Below are 21,627 nucleotides of genomic sequence, written 5' to 3' on the forward strand. Positions count from 1 at the left end.
TTGGCCGTTGTCTCAGGTCAGCGAGATTTTGCGGCGCGGCCCGCCTAAGACGATTAAGCTCTCAGCTCGTAGCCGTAGGGTTGAACCGGTCGACCTGCATGTTCGTCACCAAGGGGTGGGACCAATGAGTGTCATCGCAGGCGTGTTCGGCGCGTTGCCGCCGTATCGCTATTCGCAGCGAGAACTCACCGACTTTTTCCTCAGCATTCCGGGTTTTGAGGACTACGAAGACATCGTTCGGCAGCTGCACGCCAGCTCCAAAGTCAACAGCCGCCATCTGGTCATCCCGCTGGAGCGCTATCCCCGGCTGACCGACTTCGGCGTGGCGAACCAGATCTATATCGACAACGCCGTTGAGCTGGGCTGCGAGGCGTTGTCAGGCGCGCTGGACGACGCGGGCCTGCAACCGCGCGACCTCGACGTGCTGCTGACGACGACGGTCACCGGACTCGCGGTCCCGTCGATCGATGCCCGGATAGCCGGTCGGCTCGGCCTGCGCGAAGACGTGCGGCGGGTACCGCTGTTCGGCCTTGGTTGCGTAGCCGGAGCGGCCGGCGTGGCCCGGCTGAACGACTACCTGCGCGGCGATCCCGACGGTGTGGCCGCGTTGATCTCGGTGGAACTCTGCTCACTGACCTACCCGGGATATAAGCCATCGCTGGCCGGTCTGGTCGGCAGCGCCCTGTTTGCCGATGGCGCCGCAGCCGTGGTGGCCGTCGGCGAGCGTCGCGCCGAACAGATCGGTGCCGGCGGCCCGGACGTCCTCGATTCGCGCAGCCATCTCTATCCGGATTCGCTGCGCACGATGGGCTATGACGTCGGCACCGAGGGGTTCGAGCTGGTGCTGTCCAAGGACGTTGCGGCTGTTGTCGAGCAATACATCGAAGATGATGTCACCGGATTTCTGGGGGCGCACGGCCTGACGGCCAGCGACGTCGGCGCCTTCGTCAGCCACCCGGGCGGCCCCAAGGTCATCGAGGCGATCACCGCGGCACTGCGCCTGGCCCCGGACGCCCTGGAACTGACGTGGCGATCGCTCGGCGAGATCGGCAACCTCTCATCGGCTTCGGTGCTGCACGTCCTGCGCGACACCATCGCCAAGAAACCGCCCAGTGGAAGCCCGGGTCTGATGCTCGCGATGGGGCCCGGCTTCTGTTCCGAGCTTGTATTGCTGCGCTGGCACTAGACGCGGGCGGGTGGACTCTGCTTGGTCTGGTAGCTATCGCGGATTGGACGTGACGGCGATGGAGCGGCGCCGATATGTTGCTTTGAAGCGCGATTACGCAGCTTTGCCCGCTTTGGCGGGCAGCACGGAAGGCCGGGTTCGATGAATAGCAGTCCGGAAGAACTGGTCAAGGCGCTACGCGCGTCGCTGAAAGAGAACGAGCGGCTCAAGCGGGAAAATCGCGAATACCTGGCTTTGCTAACCGAGGAAGCGACCGAGCCGGTGGCCCTGGTGGGGATGGCGTGCCGTTATCCGGGTGGGGTCGATTCCCCGGAGGCGTTGTGGGAGATGGTCGTTGAGGGACGCGATGTCGTGTCGGATTTTCCGGCCGACCGCGGCTGGGATTTGGCGGGGCTGTTCGATCCCGACCCCGACGCGACCGGCAAGTCGTACAACCGCTGCGGTGGATTCCTGTCGGACGTCGCCGATTTCGATGCCGCGTTCTTCGGGATCGCACCCAGCGAGGCGCTGGCGATGGATCCTCAGCAGCGTTTGTTGTTGGAAGTCTCATGGGAGGCGTTGGAGCGGGCCGGGATTGACCCGATCACGCTGCGGGGGTCGGCTACGGGCGTGTTCGTCGGGGTCTTTCACGGTTCGTATGGGGGACAGGGCCGCGTACCGGGAGACCTGGAGCGATACGGCCTGCGTGGTTCGACGCTGAGTGTCGCGTCGGGGCGCGTCGCGTATTCGCTGGGGCTTCAGGGCCCGGCGGTATCGGTGGATACCGCGTGCTCGTCGTCGTTGGTGGCGTTGCATCTGGCCGCGCGATCGCTGCGATCTGGTGAGTGTGACGCGGCGCTGGTCGGCGGCGTGACGGTGATGGCCACCCCCGCGATGTTCGTGGAGTTCAGCCGGCAGCGGGCGCTGTCTGCCGACGGCCGGTGCAAGGCCTATGCCGGTGCCGCCGACGGAACCGGTTTCTCCGAGGGGGTCGGGGCGCTGGTGTTGGAGCGGCTGGCCGATGCCCGGCGGTTGGGTCATCGGGTACTGGCGGTGGTGCGGGGTTCGGCGGTCAACCAGGACGGTGCGTCCAACGGGCTGGCGACTCCCAATGGGCCGGCGCAGCAGCGGGTGATCCGGGCGGCGCTGGAAAGCGCACGCCTGGGTACGGCGGACGTGGATCTGGTGGAGGGTCACGGGACCGGCACCACGCTGGGCGATCCGATTGAAGCCCAGGCGATCCTGGCGACCTACGGGCAGGACCGTCCGGCCGATCGGCCGTTGTGGCTGGGTTCGATCAAGTCCAACATGGGCCATACGTCGGCGGCCGCGGGAGTCGCCGGTGTGATCAAGATGGTGCAGGCAATCCGCCATGGCGTGATGCCCAAGACGTTGCATGTGGACGTGCCTACGCCACACGTGGATTGGTCGGCGGGTGCGGTGTCGTTGCTGACCGGCCAGCGGTCGTGGCCGCCGCTGGATCGTCCCCGCCGGGCGGGGGTGTCGTCGTTCGGGATCAGCGGGACGAATGCGCATGTGATTCTCGAACAAGCTCCGCCGGTGGAAAGCGTTGGCGCATCCACTGATAGCGACATGCCGGTGGCTCCCTGGGTGTTGTCGGCCCGATCCGCCGAATCGCTGGTGGGCCAAGCGCGGCGATTGTTGGCACACGTGCGGGCCGATCAGCGGCTTGGTGTGGCCGACGTGGGGTGGTCCCTGGTGTCGACACGCTCGGCATTCGAGCACCGGGCCGTGGTCGTCGGCGGCCGCGACGAGTTGATGGCTGGGCTGGCCGGGTTGGCCGCCGGTGAGCCGGGCGCCAACGTCGTGGCGGGCCGCGCCCAGCCGACCGGCAAGACGGTGTTCGTTTTTCCCGGCCAAGGCTCGCAATGGATCGGTATGGGAGCCCAATTGCTCGACGCTGCACCGGTATTCGCCGAGCAGCTGAACCGATGCGAAAAGGCGCTCGGCGAGCACGTGGACTGGTCCTTGATCGACGTGATCCGGTGCGCGGCGGGCGCCCCGGGGCTCGATCGGGTGGACGTCGTGCAGCCGGTGCTCTGGGCGATGATGGTGTCACTGGCCGAATTATGGCGCTCGGTGGGTGTGCATCCCGATGCGGTGATCGGCCACTCGCAGGGCGAGATCGCGGCGGCATGTGTCGCCGGTGCGCTGTCGCTGGAAGATGCCGCCCGGGTGGTGGCGCTGCGCAGCCGGCTGTTGGTGCAGCTGTCGGGTGCCGGGGGCATGGTCTCGTTGGCCTGCGACCTGGCGCGAGCGCGCGAGCTGCTGGCGCCCTCGGGTGACCGCCTGAATATCGCCGCGGTCAACGGTGTCTCGGCAGTTGTCATCTCCGGCGAGGTGGACGCGTTGCAGGATTTGGTGCGGCGCTGCGAAAGCGCCGACGTGCGTGCCCGCAGGATCGATGTCGACTATGCCTCGCACTCGGCACAGGTCGACGCGATCCGTGAATCGCTTGCCGAGGCCCTGAACGGCATCGAGCCTCGATCGTCGTCGGTCACCTTCTTCTCCACCGTCACCGGCGAACCCCTCGACACCGCGGGTTTGAACGCCGACTACTGGTACCGCAGCATCCGCCAGACCGTGCAATTCGAGCAGGCGGTCCGCACCGCGAGCGACGTCGGGTACCGGGTGTTCATCGAGTCAAGCCCGCATCCGGTGCTGATGGCCGGCATTGAAGACACCGTTGCCGACGATGCCGTTGTCATTCCGTCGCTGGGCCGCGACGACGGCGGGTTGGGAAGGTTCTGGCTGTCGGCGGGTCAGGCCCACGTCGCGGGCGTTGCGGTGGATTGGCGTTCGGTGTTCTCCGGTGGACACCAGGTGGAGTTGCCGACGTATGCATTTGCGGGTCGACGATTTTGGTTGCCGCCGTTAGACATTGGTGGCAGTGATCTGGGTGGCCTGGGTCTGGCCGGCGCCGAGCACGGCCTGCTGGGCGCGGTGCTGCAGCGACCCGATTCCGGTGGCGTGGTACTGACCGGCCGGCTGTCGTTGGCGGCGCAGCCGTGGCTGACCGATCACGCGGTGGCCGGTGTGGTGCTGTTCCCGGGAGCCGGGTTCGTGGAGTTGGCTTTGCGGGCCGGTGACGAGGTCGGTTGTGCAGTGGTGGACGAGCTGACGCTGTCGGCTCCGCTGCTGTTGCCGGCGTCCGACGGGGTACAGGTGCAGGTTGTGGTCGGCGCCGCGGGGGGCTCGGGCCGGCGTGCCGTGTCGGTGTATTCCCGCGGGATGCAGCCCGATTCGGAATGGGCGCTGCACGCCGAGGGCGCGCTGAGCGCGGGCTCGGGCAGTCCGGCCGCGGACCTGTCGGTATGGCCGCCGCTCGGAGCGATCGCGGTGGACGTGGCCGACGCCTACGAGCAGCTGAACCGGCGGGGTTACCGGTACGGTCCGGCGTTTCAGGGTCTGCACGCGATGTGGCGGCTCGGGAACGAGGTCTTCGCCGAGGTCGCCGTGCCCGAGGTCGCCGGTGTCAAGGTGGACAGTTTCGGCATTCATCCGGTGCTGGTGGATGCCGCGCTGCACGCGATGGGGGTGGTCGGTGACCAGGCCGAGACGATGTTGCCGTTCTCCTGGCAGGGCGTGTGTTTGCATGCGGCCGGGGCGACGCGGGCCCGGGTTCGGATAGCGCCGGTCGGCGTGAGCGCGGTGTCAGTGGACCTGGCCGACGGGGCGGGGCTGCCGATTCTGTCGGTGCGCGAGTTGGTGGTTCGTCCCATCTCGGCGGCGCAGCTGACGGCGGTGGCCGCGGCTCCCCGCACCGGCGGCGGGTTGCTGGAGGTGACGTGGTCGCCGGTCGCCTTGGAGCCCAACACTATTGCCGTCGAAGATCTAACGGTGTGGGAGCCGAGTCCCGGAAGCGGTGACACGGTGGCATCGGTGTATGCGGCCACCCACGAAGCCTTGAGCCTGTTGCAGTCATGGTTGGCCGGTGACGACGCGCGGGTGCTGATTGTGCTGACTCATGGCGCTGTCGGGCTGGCCGGTGAGGATGTCACGGATCTGGCGGGCGCGGCGGTCTGGGGCTTGGTGCGCTCGGCGCAGGCCGAGCAACCGGGTCGGCTGGTGCTGGTCGACTCCGACGGATCATTGGACGTCGGAGATGTAGTCGCTTGCGGTGAGTCGCAATTGGTGGTGCGCTTCGGCGTCGCACACGCCGCTCGACTGACCCCGGCCCGGTCGGTAGCGACATTGCCGCCAGGGCAGTGGCGGATGAGCGTCGGCGGCCGCGGCACCCTGGAGGATCTGGTGGTGCGTCCGCTGCCTCGGGTGGAGCTGGCCGCCGGACAGGTGCGGGTGGCGGTGGCCGCGGTGGGGGTGAACTTCCGGGATGTGCTGATGGCGTTGGGGATGTATCCCGGCGGTGGCGATATCGGTGTCGAAGGCTCCGGCGTGATCGTCGAGGTCGGTCCCGGCGTGCAGGGCGTCTCCGTCGGCGATGCCGTGATGGGTTTGTTGGGGGTCGTCGGTTCTGAGGCCGTGCTGGACGCGCGGTTGGTGACCGCGGTGCCGGCGGATTGGTCGTTGGCACAGGCCGCCAGCGTGCCGGTCGTCTTCTTGACCGCTCTGTACGGTCTATCGGTGTTGGCCGGCGTCAAAGCCGGGGACAAGGTCCTGGTGCACGCCGCCACCGGTGGGGTGGGGATGGCCGCCGTGCAGCTGGCTCGGCATTGGGGTGCCGAAGTATTCGCCACGGCCAGTCGCGGTAAGTGGGACACGTTGCGGGCCATGGGTTTTGACGATGATCACATCGGCGATAGCCGGGCGCTGGACTTCGAAGCGAAGTTTCTTGCCACCACCGGCGGCGCCGGGGTCGATGTGGTGCTCAACTCGCTGGCCGGGGAGTTCCTCGACGCCTCGCTGCGATTGCTGGTGGGCGGCGGGCGTTTCATCGAGATGGGCAAGACCGACCTTCGCGACCCTGAGGCGGTTACGGCGCAGCACCATGGCGTCTACTACCGCGCCTTCGATCTGATCGAGGCCGGCCCAGATCTCACCGCGACGATGCTCTGCGACCTGTTGCAGCTGTTCGGCAGTGGCGTGCTGAAGCCGTTGCCGGTGAGCACCTTTGACGTGCGATGCGCCTCGTCGGCGTACCGCTTCGTTAGCCAGGCCCGCCACACCGGCAAGGTCGTGCTCACCGTCCCCGATGGCCCCGGCGACGCGGTGCTCACGGGTTCGGGCGGCGGACTGGCCGGCGGCAGCGTGCTGATCACCGGGGGCACCGGGATGGCCGGTTCAGCCGTGGCCGCTCATCTGGTGGCTCGCTACGGTGTGGCCCACGTGGTGCTGGTCAGCCGCAGCGGCGGCGACGGCGAGGGTGTGGCGGAGCTGGTGGACCGGCTCAACAGTGCCGGGGCCGAGGTGTCGGTGGCGGCCTGTGACGTGAGCGATCGGGATGCGGTTACGGCGTTGATCGCTGCGCTGCCCGCACAATATCCCCTCAAGGGTGTGTTCCATGCCGCCGGGGTGCTCGATGACGGGCTGGTCACGTCGTTGACCCCGCAACGGGTCGATACGGTGTTGCGGGCCAAGGTCGACGGCGCCTGGAACCTGCATGAGCTTACCCGGGACATGGGTTTGTCGGCGTTCGTGCTGTTCTCGTCGATGGCCGGGATCGTAGGTTCCCCGGGCCAGGGCAACTACGCGGCGGCGAACAGCTTCCTCGACGAGTTGGCCGGCTATCGGCGCGCACTGGGCCTGCCCGGGTTGTCGGTGGCCTGGGGACTGTGGGAACAGGCCAGCGGCATGACCCAGCACCTCGACGAGCGCGACAAAGCACGCATGAGCCGAATCGGGCTCGCGCCCATGGCAACTGAACAGGCGCTGCGATTCTTCGATACCGCGATGCTGGCCGAGCGCCCAATGATGGTCGCCGCACGTATCGACCCCGGTGCGCTGGCCCAAAACGGCTCCTCGCTGCCACCGCTGCTGAGCCAGCTGGCCACCCGCCCCATTCGGCGGATACTCGACGAGAACGACACCACCTCGGCGTCCATGACCAGCCTCGTCGCCCGCCTGCAGGGCCTGTCGGCAGAGCAGCGACACAGCGAACTGGTGGACGTGGTCTGCCGTAACGCCGCTACGGTGCTGGGCCGTCCCAGTACCGGAGACATCAACGCCGGCAGCATCTTCCAAGACCTCGGGTTCGACTCGCTGACCGCCGTCGAGCTGCGCAACCGGCTCAAAACCGCTACCGGACTGACCCTTTCGCCAACGCTGATCTTCGACTATCCGACGCCGATCGTGCTTGCCGAGCACCTCGACACCCGGCTGGTGGTCTCCACGGTTCCCAATTCTGGGCCTGCCGAGCAGCCCAACCTGATGGCACGTTTCAACGACATCACCCGGGAGCTGCAAACGCTGTTGAACCGACCTGACTGGCAGCTCGAAGACAAACCGCACCTATCCACCCGCATCCAGACCCTGCTGACCACGCTCAGTGGCCACCTGGATCCATACGACCAGCAACAAGCCGATGACGAGGACATCCACAGTGCCAGCGAAAGCGAACTGTTCGCCATCCTCGACGAAGAACTCGGCTCCTAAGACGCCAAGGAGCGCCAGTGTCGGAAACCGACAAACACCTTGATTACCTGAAGCGGCTCACCGCGGATCTGCGGCGCACGCGACGGCGCGTGGCGGAACTGGAAGGCAAGCTGTCCGAACCGGTGGCGGTGGTCGGGATGGCTTGCCGGTATCCGGGCGGGGTGGATTCGCCGGAAACTCTGTGGCAGATGGTGGTTGACGGCCGCGACGCGTTGTCCGATTTTCCCGCCGATCGGGGCTGGGATGTCGCAGGGTTGTTCGATGCCGATCCCGATGCCCCCGGCAAGATGTACGTCCGGCAGGGATCCTTTCTCGCCGACGCCGGCGATTTCGATGCCGGGTTCTTCGGCCTCGGCCCCAGCGAGGCGCTCGCGATGGATCCTCAACAGCGGCTGATGCTGGAGCTGTCATGGGAAGCCTTGGAGCGAACCGGAATTGACCCATTAGGTTTGCGGGGGTCGGCAACCGGTGTATTCGCCGGTGTGATCCATGCCGGCTACGGCGGCCAGGTGGAGGGCGAGCTGGAGGGCTATGGACTCACCGGGTCGACGCTGAGCGTGGCCTCCGGCCGGGTGTCCTACGTGCTGGGCCTGGAAGGCCCGGCCGTGTCGGTGGATACGGCGTGCTCGTCGTCGCTGGTGGCGTTGCACCTGGCCGCGCAGTCGCTGCGATCCGGCGAATGCGACCTGGCCCTGGTCGGTGGCGTCACCGTAATGGCCACGCCCGCAGCCTTTGTCGAATTCAGCCGTCAGCGGGCGCTGGCACCCGATGGCCGGTGCAAGGTCTATGCCGGTGCGGCCGACGGCACCGCGTGGTCGGAAGGCGCCGGGGTTCTGGTGGTGGAACGCCTTGCCGACGCGCGACGGGCCGGGCACCCAGTGCTGGCGCTGGTCAGCGGTACTGCTGTCAATCAGGATGGCGCCTCTAACGGGCTGACCGCCCCGAACGGTCCGTCCCAGCAACGAGTCATCCGCACGGCCTTGGCCAGCGCCGGGCTGACCGCCGCGGATGTTGACGTGGTCGAGGGGCACGGCACCGGGACCGTGCTCGGCGATCCGATTGAGGCGCAGGCACTGTTGGCGACCTATGGCCAGGATCGGCCGGCGGATCGACCGCTGTGGTTGGGCTCGGTCAAGTCCAACATCGGTCACACGTCGGCCGCGGCGGGCGTGGCCGGGGTGATCAAGATGATCGAAGCGATCCGGCACGCGCTGCTGCCCCAGACATTGCACGTGGATGTGCCGTCGCCGCACGTGGATTGGTCGGCGGGTGCAGTGTCGCTGTTGACGGAATCGCGGGCGTGGCCCAGCGGCGAGGGGCCGCGCCGGGCTGCTGTCTCGTCGTTCGGGATCAGTGGGACAAACGCACACGTCATTATCGAAGAGCCGCCCGCGGCAGAATCTGAAAGCATTGTGGTGCAACATGATACGGGGGCAACGGCGTGGGTGCTGTCAGCCCGCTCGGAGCAGGCGCTGACCAACCAGGCCCAGCGGTTGCTCGCGCACGTGTCCGCCAACACGGAGTTGCACCCTGTCGATGTGGCGTCGTCCCTGGTGACGACGCGTGCGGTGTTCGATCATCGGGCCGTCGTGGTCGGTGCGGACACCGACCGGTTGGTGGCGGGCCTGACGGAGCTGGCCGCCGGCGAGCCGGGCGCAGGCGTGACTGCGGGGCGGGTCCGCTCGGCGGGCAAGACGGTGTTCGTCTTTCCCGGACAGGGAGCCCAATGGCTGGGGATGGGCGAGCAGCTCTACGGCCGTTTCCCGGTATTCGCACAGGCTTTCGACGAGGCGGTCGCCGCGCTGGACCCGCATCTGCGGTTGCCGCTGCGCCAGGTGATGTGGGGCAGTGACGCCGAACTGCTGCAGAGCACGGAGTTCGCGCAGTCGGCGCTATTTGCCGTCGAGGTGGCGTTGGCGGCGCTGCTGGCACACTGCGGTGTGCTGCCCGACGTGGTGACCGGCCATTCCGTGGGCGAGATCACCGCGGCCTATGTGGCGGGCGTGCTGTCGCTCTCGGATGCGGCCAAAGTAGTGGCAGGGCGCGGCGCCTTGATGGCCGCCTTGCAATCCGGCGGGGCGATGGTCGCGGTCGCGACCAGCGAAGCGGAGGTGACCCCGTTGTTGACTGCGGAGGTGAATCTCGCAGCGGTCAATGCCCCCGACGCCGTAGTGATTTCGGGTGCCGAAGCCGCCGTCTCCGCGGTCGCCGACGAGCTGGCACAGCAGGGTCGGCGGGTGCATCGACTGGCCGTTTCGCACGCGTTCCATTCCGTACTCATGGAGCCGATACTCGAGGAGTTTGCCCAGCTGATGGCTGGCGTGTCGGCCTCGCCACCACGAATCAGCTTGGTGTCCAATCTGACTGGTCAACTGGCCGGCCCCGGGTACGGGTCGCCGCAATACTGGGTCGACCACGTGCGCCAGCCGGTCCGTTTCGCCGACGGGGTGCGGGCCGCCGAGTCGCTGGGCGCTCGCGCCTTCGTGGAGGTCGGTCCGGGCCGCGGTCTCACCGCCGCCGTCGAACAGTCGTTGACCACCGGGCAGGCGACATCGGTGGTCATGCTCGCCAAAGATCGCCCCGAAACACAGTCGGTGCTGGCCGGGCTCGGGCATCTGTTCACCGTCGGTGTGGCAGTGGACTGGACCGCGGCGATCGGGGACGGCAACCGCGTTGAGCTACCCACGTATGGCTTTGTCCGGCAGCGATTCTGGCTTCCGCCTTCAGCGGTGGGATCGGGCAACGTGAGCAGCTTCGGGCTGGCCGGGGCGGCGCACCCGTTGCTGGGCGCGGTGGTGGAGCGGCCCGACTCCGGCGGCGTGGTGCTGACTGGCTCGCTGTCTGTGGGCGGATCGCCGTGGCTGGCGGATCACGTCGTGGACGGCGTGGTGTTATTCCCGGGCGCCGGGTTTGTGGAGTTGGCGTTGCGGGCCGGCGACGAGGTCGGCTGTTCGGTGGTAGAAGAACTCACCTTGTTGGCGCCGTTGGTGCTGCCGCCGGGTGCGGCAGCCCGCGTGCAAGTCGTCGTGGACGCTGCGGGGGAGTCGGGCTCTCGGGCAGTATGGGTGTATTCGCGTGGTGCGGCGGCGGATTCGGTGTGGATGCTGCATGCGCAGGGCGCATTGAGTGCCGCACAGCCCGAAGCCGCCGCGGACTTGTCGGTGTGGCCGCCGGTCGGGGCTGCCGCCGTCGAGGCAGGCGATATGTACGAGGTGCTCGCAACGCGGGGCTACGACTACGGGCCCGCATTCCGCGGCCTGCGCACCCTGTGGCGGCGTGGGCAAGAGGTCTTTGCCGAAGTGTCCCCAGGCCAGGGTGTGACCATGGGCGGCTTCGGGATTCATCCCGTTGTGCTGGATGCCGCGTTGCATGCCTGGGGGATTGCCGAGGGCGGCGAATCCACCATGCTGCCGTTCTCCTGGCAGGGAGTCTGCCTGTACGCGGCCGGGGCGTCACGGGTTCGGGTCCGGATAGCGCCCGCCGGCACCGGGGCGGTGTCGGTGGACCTGGCCGATGGCACGGGCCTGCCGGTTCTTTCGGTGCGGGAGTTGGTGGTTCGACCCATCTCAATCGGGGCGCTGTCCGCCGCGTTGGCGGCCGCTGCTGGTGGCGGCGGCGGGCTGTATGAAGTCGCGTGGTCGCCGGTGCCGTTGGGGCCCAACGCTGGTGCCGCTGCGAACATGACGGTGTGGGAGCCGCATTCCGCAAACGGCGGCGCGGTGGAGTCGGTGTATGCGGCCAGTCACGCAGCGCTGGATGTGTTGCAGTCATGGCTCGCTGGTAGCGACGCGGGGCCGTTCGTGGTGCTGACTCATGGCGCGGTGGGACTGGCCGGCGAGGACGTCACGGATCTGGCCGGTGCCGCGGTGTGGGGGTTGGTGCGTTCGGCACAGGCCGAACAGCCGGGCCGGGTGGTGCTGGTCGATTCGGACGAATCGTTGGATCTTGCCGAGGTGATCGCTTGCGGCGAGCCGCAATTGGTGGTCCGCTCCGGTGTCGCGCATGCGGCTCGACTGGGTGCGGTGGGGGCCGGCGCGGTGCTGGAGCTGCCGCCGGGCGGTTGGCGATTGGCCGCGGGCGGCGGCGGCACCCTGGAAGACGTGGTGGTCGCCCCCGCGGGCCCGGCGGAGCTGGCCGCCGGGCAGGTGCGGGTGGCCATCGGCGCGGTCGGGGTGAACTTCCGGGATGTCCTGGTGGCGTTGGGGATGTATCCCGGCGGCGGCGAGCTCGGCGCCGAGGGCGCGGGCGTGGTACTCGAAGTCGGCCCCGAAGTTCAAGGGCTTTGCGTTGGCGATCCGGTGCTGGGTTTGGTGGGCGTCGTCGGTTCTGAGGCGGTGGTGGACGCGCGGTTGGTGACCGCGGTGCCGGCGGGATGGTCGTTGGCAGAGGCTGCCAGCGTGCCGGTGGTGTTTTTGACCGCCTTGTACGGACTGTCGGTTCTGGCCGGCCTCAAGGCCGGCGAGCGGGTGCTGGTGCACGCCGCCACCGGTGGGGTGGGGATGGCCGCCGTGCAATTGGCTCGACATTGGGGTGCTGAAGTATTCGCCACGGCCAGTCGCGGCAAGTGGGACACGTTGCGGGCGATGGGCTTTGACGATGACCATATCGGCGATACCCGGACGCTGGATTTCGAGGAGAAATTTCTGGCGACGACGGGCGGCGCCGGGGTCGATGTGGTGCTCAACTCGCTGGCCGGGGAGTTCCTCGACGCGTCGCTGCGCTTGCTGGTGGGTGGCGGGCGCTTCATCGAGATGGGTAAGACCGATCTTCGGGACCCCGAGGCGGTCGCTGTGCAACACCGCGGCGTGACATATCGCGCATTCGATCTGATGGAAGCCGGTCCGAACCATATCGCTTCGATGTTGTCCGACTTGATCGAGCTGTTCGACGCGGGTGTGCTGAAGCCGTTGCCGGTCAAGATGTTTGATGTGCGATGCGCCTCGGCGGCGTATCGGTTTGTCAGCCAGGCCCGCCAGATCGGCAAGGTGGTGCTGACTCTGCCGGACGGCCCGGATGATCCGGTGCTGGCGAGTTCGGGTGGTGGCCTGGCCGGCGGCAGTGTGCTGATCACCGGGGGCACCGGGATGGCCGGTTCGGCGGTGGCCGCGCATCTGGTGGCGCGATATGGCGTGGGGCATGTGGTGCTGGTCAGCCGCAGCGGTGCGGACGGCGAGGGTGTGGCGGAGCTGCTGGATCAACTCAAGGGCGCCGGCGCGGAGGTGTCGGTGGTGGCCTGCGATGTGAGCGATCGAGACGCGGTCGCGGATTTGATAGCTCAGGTGCCAGACCAGTACCCGCTCAAGGGCGTGTTCCACGCCGCGGGGGTGCTCGATGATGGGCTGATCGCCTCGTTGACGCCGGATCGGGTGGATACGGTGTTGCGCAGCAAGGTCGATGGCGCCTGGAACTTGCACGAGCTCACCCGGGACATGGATTTGTCGGCATTCGTGATGTTCTCGTCGATGGCCGGCATTGTGGGTTCGCCGGGACAGGGCAACTATGCCGCGGCGAACAGCTTCCTCGACGGCCTGGCCGCCTACCGGCGGGCGGATGGCCGGGCGGGATTGTCGGTGGCCTGGGGCTTGTGGGAACAGGCCAGCGGCATGACCCAACACCTCAGCGATCGGGACAAGGCCCGGATGAGCCGGGGCGGGCTGGCACCACTGTCCACTCCGCATGCGCTGCAGCTGTTCGACGAGGCTATGCTCGCCGACCGCCCGCTGTTGGTCGCCGCCCGAATCGACGCGGCGGGGCTGGGCGCGGGCGGCGCCGTGCCGCCGGTGCTGCGTGATCTGGTCGCTCGCCCGGGGCGGCGACTGATCAGCGATGCCGACGCGGCGGTGTCGACGTCGGGGTTGGCCACTCGCCTGCAGGGCCTGAGCCCTGAGCAGCGTCACCACCAGTTGGTGGAATTGGTGTGCACCAACGCCGCAACCGTTCTCGGCAGGTCCAGCGCCGATATCGAGGGCCCACTGCCATTCCAGGACCTCGGCTTTGACTCACTCACCGCTGTGGAACTGCGCAATCGCCTCAAAACCGCTACTGGGCTTACCCTTTCGCCGAACCTGATTTTCGACTTTCCCACACCGGCGGCGTTGGCCGAACATATCGACGAACAGCTCAGTGCCGTGGCGACCGATTCGCCCGCGGGCGGGCCGGACCAGCTGGCCCGCTTTAACGACATCGCCCGCGAACTGCAAACACTGGTCAATCAGCCCAATTGGACAGAGGAAGACAAAACCCGCCTGGCGGTCCGCATTCAGGCCATCCTGACCGAGCTCGAAACCCCGTCGCCGCTGACGGCCAGCGAGGCGCAGGCACTCGATGACGACATCACCACCACCACCGAACGCGAACTCTTCGCAATCCTCGATGACGAATTCGGCCCCTAATGCCGCAACCGATTGAGAATGTCGTGTCGCCTACCGACGTGGCAATCATCGGGCTGGCCTGCAGATTACCCGGTGCCGCCACCCCGCGCGACTTCTGGAATCTCGTGCATGACGGACGCGAAGAGACCGAGTTACCGGGAAACGGCACCGAATTCGACGCGGCCTTCTTCAACCTGTCGCCTCGCGAGGCGTGCGCGATGGACCCGCGTCAGCGCTTAGCCCTCGAATTGGCCTGGGAACTTTTCGAAGACGCATTCGTAGTGCCGGAAACTATGCGCGGCGAACGGGTTTCGGTTTACCTCGGAGCCATGACCGACGACTACGCTGTCCTGACGCTTCGCGACGGCGCCGACGATCTCGATCATCATTCGTTCGGCGGGGTTAGCCGCGCAATGATCGCCAATCGAATCTCTTATGCCCTCGGGTTGCGGGGCAGCAGCATGATCGTCGACTCCGGTCAATCGTCGTCCCTGGTCGCGGTGCACCTCGCCTGTGAAAGCCTGCGTGCGGGCGAGTCGCGGCTGGCGATAGCCGGCGGGATCCACCTCAACCTGGCCGACGAAACCGCAATGCTCGAACAAGAATTCGGCGCGATGTCGACATCGGACCGCACCTACGCATTCGATGAACGCGCAGACGGATACGTGCGGGCGCAAGGAGCCGCCATGGTGCTGTTGAAGCCGTTGAGCGACGCCATCAGGGACGGTAACCGAATCCGCGCGGTCGTCCGGGGCAGTGCTGTCGGCAATGCCGGACACACCTCCACGGGCCAGACCCTACCCTCGATGCCGGGCGAGGCCGACGTCATCTGGCGCGCGCTCTGGCGCGCCGGCCTCGGCAGCGACGACATCGACTACATCGAGGCCCACGGCACCGGAACCGAAGTCGGTGACCCGGTCGAGGCCCGGGCGCTCGGTGAAATCTTCGCCGAGCGTCAGAACAATCCGGTACGCGTCGGATCGGTCAAGACCAACATCGGCCACACCGGCAGCGCCGCCGGAATCACCGGCCTACTCAAAGCAGTGCTCGCCATCGAAAACGCGGTGATCCCACCGAGTCTCAATTACGATGACGCCGCCCCCGGCAATGACCTGAAACACCATGGACTGCAAGTTAATACGAGTCTGACCGGCTGGCCCGTGCAGGGCAGGCCGCGGCGGGCGGGGGTGTCGTCGTTCGGAATGGGTGGCACGAATGCGCATGTGATCCTCGAGCAGGCGCCCACGCAGCCAGCACTGGTCGCACCGCCGCGCGATGCCACTGTGGCATGGGTGCTGTCGGCACGTTCGGAGCAGGCCCTGGCCAACCAGGCCACCCGGTTGGCAGCCCATGTCGCGTCCGACGACGAACTCACGATGGCGGATGTGGCGTGGTCGCTGGCCGCCACGCGTTCGACCTTCGAGCACCGTGCGGTGCTGGTGGGCAGCGATCGTCCGGCCCTCACAGCGGGTTTGGCGCGGCTGGCAGCCGGCGACGCCGGCACTATCGCCGGCCGTGCCAGAGCAGGCGGCAAGACGGTGTTCGTGTTTCCCGGCCAAGGCTCCCAATGGTTGGGGATGGGGCGCCAACTCCACGACCGATACCCGGTATTCGCCCGGGCTTTCGACCAAGCCGTCGATGCAGTGGATCGCCAGCTGCGCTTGGGATTGCGCGACGTGATCTGGGGTCTCGACTCAGAGCTATTGGCCAACACCGAATTCGCCCAGCCGGCGCTGTTCGTCATCGAACTGGCAACCGCGGCGCTGCTGCAGACCTGGGGCATCGAACCGGATCTGGTGATGGGCCATTCGGTGGGCGAGATCACCGCGGCCCACCTGGCGGGCGTGCTGACGCTTGGCGATGCCGCGCGGCTGGTGGCCGCCCGGGGCCGCTTGATGGCGCAGCTGCCGGCCGGCGGCGTGATGATCGCGGTGGCCGCCGGCGAAGACGAGGTGACCCCGTTGCTCAACGATGGTGTCGCGGTCGCGGCGGTCAATGCTCAAAACTCCGTGGTGATATCGGGTGCCGATGCCCCGGTGAGCGCGCTGGCTGACCGCCTCGCACAGCAGGGGGCGCGGGTGCATCGACTGGCGGTGTCGCACGCGTTTCATTCGGCGTTGGTAGAGCCGATGATGGACGAGTTCGCCCGACTGATGGCCGACATCAAGCCCAGTGCGCCGCGGATTGGCTTGGTGTCGAACGTGACTGGACAGCTGGCCGGCGCTGACTACGGATCGGCACGGTATTGGGTTGAGCATGTGCGTCAACCGGTGCGGTTTGTCGACGGTGTGCGATTGGCGGAGTCGTTGGGGGCCAACGTGTTTGTCGAGGTGGGCCCCGAAGCCGGCTTGAGTGCGGCTGTGGAGCACTCGCTGAGCGCCGAGCATGCCGCCGCAATTGGCACGCTGGCCAAAGACCGGCCTGAAATCGACGCCGTGCAGATCGCCGCCGGTGAATTGTTTTGCCAAGGTGCGCAGATTATTTGGCCTTCGGTTCTGGACGGACTGGTCGCGCGCCGAGTAGACCTGCCGACATATGGCTTTGCTCGGCAACGGTTTTGGTTGGATGCGGGCGGCGAAGTGCCTGCTCCGGTGAGTCGGGCGGCGGACCTGGCCGAGCTGTTGCGCGCACAAGCCCCCGAGGAGCAGCACCGGCGGCTGGTGGATTTGGTGTGCACACACGCGGCAACCGTGCTCGGCCACTCGAGCAGTCGTGACATCGATGTCGAACGTGCCTTTTTCGACATCGGCTTCGAGTCACTTACGGGTGTCGAACTTCGGAACCGTCTCAAGGCCGCGACCGGCTTGGCGTTGTCGCGCACGCTGATCTTCGACTTTCCCAATCCGGCGGCGTTGGCCGATCACCTGCATCGCCAGCTGCTGCACGAGGAGCGCGAAGATTCCGGCGACGACAAAATCTGGTCTTCGCTGAGAAAAATTCCGCTGCGCGAACTTCGGCGGGCCGGCTTGCTCGACAAACTTCTGCTGCTGGCCGGTGAATCCGAAATTCCGCTCGCCGGTCCAGAGGTCAGTAATGACGTCATCGACTCGTTGAGCGCCGATGCGTTGATTGCTATGGCGTTGGAATCCGACAATCCGGATGATGCTGAATAACGAAATCCCTGCTGGCGGGCGTGATTACGCGCACAGTATCCGACACATGTTGAATAACCGTATCTTTGCGGGCGTGAACCAGACCGCATAAACTTTCGTGCAAATGGGGGAATCGCATTGAGTAGTGGCTTTTGAGTAGCAGAGGCTAGATATGAGCGTTATTGCAGGTGTGTTCGGTGCTTTGCCACCGCACCGTTACAGCCAGGCCGAGATAACCGACCGATTCGTCGAGTTACCGGTTTTAAAGGAGCACGAGGACATCGTTCGGCGTCTGCACGCCGGCGCGAAGGTCAACAGTCGCCACCTAGTGCTGCCGCTCGAGCGATACTCGTCGCTGAACGACTTCACCGAGACGAACGAGATCTTCGTCGAAAACGCCGTCAACCTCGGCTGCGAGGCGCTGTTTGGCGCTCTTGAGGAGGCGGGGCTGGCGCCCCAAGACGTCGACATGATCGCGACCACGACCGTCACCGGCGTTGCGGTGCCGTCGCTGGACGCCCGCATCGCGGGACGGATCGGGCTCCGCCCGGATGTGCGCCGGATGCCGTTGTTCGGTCTGGGCTGTGCGGCCGGTGCCGCGGGGGTGGCCTCGTTGCACAACTATCTGCGGGGTGCGCCCGACGGCGTCGCCGTCCTGGTGTCCGTCGAGCTGTGCTCGCTGACCTTCCCCACAGTCGCCCCGACGGTGTCGGGGCTGGTCGGGACCGCGATGTTCGGCGACGGGGCGGCCGCGGTGGTCGCCGTCGGGGATCGCCGTGCCGAACAGGATCGGCAGCTGCGGGCCGGCGGGCCCGACATCGTCGATTCGCGCAGCCGCCTCTACCCGGAATCGCTGCACGTCATGGCGTGGAACGTCGGTCCTGGCGGCCTGCAACCGGTGTTCTCCCCGGAGCTCGCGACGGTGATTGAGCGGCACCTGGCCGACGACGTCGATCGCTTCCTGAGCGGGCATGGGCTGACCAAGGACGACATCGACGCGTGGGTGGCCCATCCGGGCGGTCCGAAGGTGATCACCGCGATCGGCAAGAGCCTCGACCTGCGCCCCGAGGCGCTGGAGCTGACCTGGCGTTCGCTGGGTGAGATCGCCAACCTCTCGTCGGCCTCCGTCCTTCACGTCCTGCGCGACACGATTGCCAAACCGCCGGCCGGCGGCAGCCCGGGGCTGATCGTCGCGATGGGCCCCGGTTTCTCCTCCGAACTCGTGCTACTGCGCTGGCACTGAGTCGGCGACGTCGACGATCAGGCCCGGCGTCGGACTGAGCGCGGCGAGGTTGGCGGCGCGGATTCGCTGAGCAGGCAAGCTCAGCTTCGTTCTGGCGACCAGCCGGGCGAGCATGACAGTCAGCTCGGTCGTGGCCATCACCGCCCCGATGCAGCGGTGCAGCCCGCCGCTGAACGGAATGAACTCATGCGGTGCGGGCTTGCGGTACTCGGCTGACCCCGGATCCCATCGGGCCGGCCGGAACTCTCGTGGTTCCGGCCACAACTCAGGCAATCGGTGGGTGACATACGCGCTGAAGATCAGCAATCGGCCGGCACGGATGCGGTGCCCGTCGAACGCGAGGTCACGCATCACCCTGCGGGCGGAGATCACGCCGGGTGAGTACAGCCGAAGCGTCTCGTGGACGACGCCGTTGAGGTAGGTCAGCGCTTCCAGGTCGGCAGCAGTCGGCGGCCGTTCGCCGCACACGCGGCGAACCTCGTCCGCGGCGTTGTCCCACGCGCCCGGCACGGTCAGCAACGTGTAGATCGCCCAGGCTAAGGCGCCACTCGTGGTCTCGTAGCCGGCGGTAATGAGCGAAATGATCGAGTCGCGAATCTCGTTGTTGCTCAGCGTGTATCCCTCTTCGCCGCGACCTTCGATCAGCATCGTCATCATGTGGTCGTCGGGCCGTGGCGCGGTGCGTGCGTCGGCGATCTGGGCGTCGACGAAGTCGTTGAGGCGCTTTCGGGCGGCCAGCGCCCGTCGCCAGCCACGGGAGTTGACGCGCTTCTGCAGCGCTACCACCTGGGGCAGCCGGTGGGTCAGGTCCAGCAAGGGCTGCAACTGCTCGCCGAGGAAGTCGGACTGCATCGCCAAGCGCGTGCCGAACAGGCTTTCGGCGGTGCTGCGCCGGACCGCCGAGCGGCACTGCCGGTAGGCGTCCAGCCGTTGTCCCGGCCGCCAGCCATCGATGACGGTGTCGATATTGGACACCATGGTCTGCACGTAATCCTGGATCTGGCGGTGGCGCAGCCCGGGGGCCACCACACTGCGGCGGCGGCGGTGCTCGTCGCCGTCGCTGACGATCAGCGCGGTGGGTCCGTCGACGATGGCCAGGCTCTCAAACGTCCGCGCCCAGCTGAATGCGTCGGCATTGGCGAACACGAACTTGTTCGCCTCGGGTCCGAGCAGATAGGTGTAGCCGTGCCGGCTGACGCCGGAATTGATCACCGGGCCCCGCAACCGGTACAGCGCTAGCAGCCCTTCGCCGGGCAGATACCGAACCGGTTGTTTCGCCATGAGGATTTACTCGACCACGTCCGAGAGCTCCAGCCAACGGCTCTCCAGCGTGCCAACCTCGTCTTCCAGGGTGCGTAACTCCCCGGTGAGCCGGGAGACACCGATGTGATCGGCCTGGTCATGGTCTGCCAGTTCGAGGTGTTTGGCCGCAATCCGGTCGGCCAGCCGGGCGAGCTGGCGGTCCACTGACGCCAGTTCCTTCTCGGCGGCGCGACGCTGCGCGCCGGACATCGCCTCGGGCTCGGGCGTGGTCCGCAACGGTGGCGGGGCAGTCGTGGAACGCGCGGCCAGTTGCAGGTATTCGTCGACGCCGCGCGGCAGGTGGCGCAACCGGCCGTCGAGAATCGCGTACTGCTGATCGGTGACGCGTTCCAGCAGATAGCGGTCGTGCGAGACGACGATCAGGGTGCCGGGCCAGGAGTCGAGCAAATCCTCAGTCGCCGTGAGCATGTCGGTGTCGACGTCGTTGGTGGGCTCGTCGAGCAGCAGCACGTTCGGCTCCGACAGCAGGGTCAGCATCAGCTGCAGCCGCCGCCGCTGCCCGCCGGACAGCTCGCTGACGCGCGCGGAGAGCTGGCCGCGGCCAAACCCTAGCCGCTCCAGCAGCTGGGTGGGGGTGACCTCGCGCCCCTCGACCTGGTACCCGCCGCGCAGCCGGCCCAGCACGTCGGCGATCCGGTCGCCGGCGACGTCGTCCAGCAGGTCGCCCTGTTGGTCGAGCACCGATAATTGAACGGTCTTGCCGCGCTTGACCCGCCCGCTGTCCGGCGCGACGGTGCCGGCGATCAATCCCAGCAGCGTCGACTTGCCGGCGCCGTTGGCCCCGACGATGCCGGTCCGTTCACCCGGGGCGATCCGCCATTCGACATCGCGCAGCACCGGGCGGCCACCGAACGAGACCGACACGTCCAGCAGGTCGATCACGTCCTTGCCCAGCCGGGCCGTCGCCAGCTTGGCCAGCTCGACGGTGTTGCGCAACGGCGGCACGTCGGCGATGAGCTGGTTGGCGGCGTCGATCCGGAACTTCGGCTTCGAGGTCCGCGCCGGCGGGCCGCGGCGCAGCCAGGCCAGCTCTTTGCGCATCAGGTTCTGTCGCTTGGCCTCTACCGAGGCGGCCTGCCGGTCTCGCTCAACGCGCTGCAGCACATACGCGGCGTACCCGCCTTCGAAGGGTTCGACGATCCCGTCGTGCACCTCCCACGTCGTGTTGGCGACTTCGTCGAGAAACCAGCGGTCGTGCGTCACCACCAGCAGCCCACCGGTGTTGCGCGCCCAGCGCTGTTGTAGGTGGCCGGCCAGCCAGGTGATGCCTTCGATGTCGAGGTGGTTGGTGGGTTCGTCGAGGGCGATGACGTCCCATTCACCGATCAGCAGTTTGGCCAGCTGCACCCGCCGCCGCTGACCGCCGCTGAGCGTGGAAATCGTTGTATCCCAGTCGATATCGGACACCAGCCCGTCGACCACATCGCGGATGCGCGGGTCGCCGGCCCACTGATGGTCGGCCGCCTGGCCGACAAGGGTCCAGCCGACGGGACGCTGGGGGTCCAGGGTGTCGGCCTGGCTGAGCGCGCTGACCCGCAATCCGCTGCGTTGGGTGACCCGGCCGGAGTCGGGCCGCAGCTGACCGGTCAGCAGACGCAGCAGACTGGACTTGCCGTCCCCGTTGCGCCCCACGATGCCGATGCGCGCGCCGTCGTTGACGCCGAGCGAGATCGACTCGAATACCACTTGAGTCGGGTATTCCAGGTGAACGGCCTCGGCCCCCAGTAGGTGCGCCACCGGGCCGACCCTACTGGGGCCGGCCGGACCGTCCGGCACCGCTCGGGCGCCACAGCCTTTTATACAATCGTAGTTGTGTAAACTTTGGTCATGTCGAGTTTTGCGAGCTGGCGTCCCGGACGC

At 67.2% G+C, this 21,627-nt stretch carries 7 protein-coding genes; 5 read left to right on the top strand and 2 right to left on the bottom strand.

What is annotated here, in order from left to right; translation table 11 throughout:
- Positions 1–124: 124 nt before the first annotated feature.
- The 5 genes from DB708_RS14945 (at position 125) to DB708_RS14965 (ending at position 18,444) form a co-directional block, all read left to right on the top strand.
- Complete coding sequence (locus DB708_RS14945; protein WP_108923029.1) at positions 125–1,186, top strand: type III polyketide synthase; 1,062 nt, start codon at positions 125–127, stop codon at positions 1,184–1,186.
- A 141-nt stretch (positions 1,187–1,327) separates the two neighbouring features.
- Entirely contained in the window at positions 1,328–7,738 is a 6,411-nt protein-coding gene (locus tag DB708_RS14950) for a type I polyketide synthase (protein ID WP_108923031.1), read from the top strand.
- Positions 7,739–7,755: 17 nt separating this feature from the next.
- Positions 7,756–14,130, top strand: coding sequence for a type I polyketide synthase (locus DB708_RS14955; RefSeq protein ID WP_108923033.1), 6,375 nt, complete (start codon positions 7,756–7,758; stop codon positions 14,128–14,130).
- 23 nt (positions 14,131–14,153) lie between these two features.
- Positions 14,154–17,222, top strand: coding sequence for a type I polyketide synthase (locus DB708_RS14960; protein WP_108924268.1), 3,069 nt, complete (start codon positions 14,154–14,156; stop codon positions 17,220–17,222).
- A 151-nt stretch (positions 17,223–17,373) separates the two neighbouring features.
- Positions 17,374–18,444, top strand: coding sequence for a type III polyketide synthase (locus tag DB708_RS14965; protein ID WP_108923035.1), 1,071 nt, complete (start codon positions 17,374–17,376; stop codon positions 18,442–18,444).
- On the opposite strand, the gene DB708_RS14970 is transcribed toward DB708_RS14965, so the two are convergent.
- Both DB708_RS14970 and DB708_RS14975 read right to left on the bottom strand, forming a co-directional pair.
- A complete protein-coding gene (locus tag DB708_RS14970; RefSeq protein WP_108923037.1) occupies positions 18,427–19,725 on the bottom strand; it encodes a cytochrome P450 in 1,299 nt (432 codons plus the stop codon). The two genes, DB708_RS14965 and DB708_RS14970, sit on opposite strands and share 18 nt — an antisense overlap.
- 6 nt (positions 19,726–19,731) lie before the next feature.
- Complete coding sequence (locus DB708_RS14975) at positions 19,732–21,504, bottom strand: ABC-F family ATP-binding cassette domain-containing protein (RefSeq protein ID WP_108923039.1); 1,773 nt, start codon at positions 21,502–21,504, stop codon at positions 19,732–19,734.
- Positions 21,505–21,627 lie beyond the last annotated feature (123 nt).

It is taken from the genome of Mycobacterium montefiorense (assembly GCF_003112775.1).
In the GTDB taxonomy this organism is placed as follows: Bacteria; Actinomycetota; Actinomycetes; order Mycobacteriales; family Mycobacteriaceae; genus Mycobacterium; species Mycobacterium montefiorense.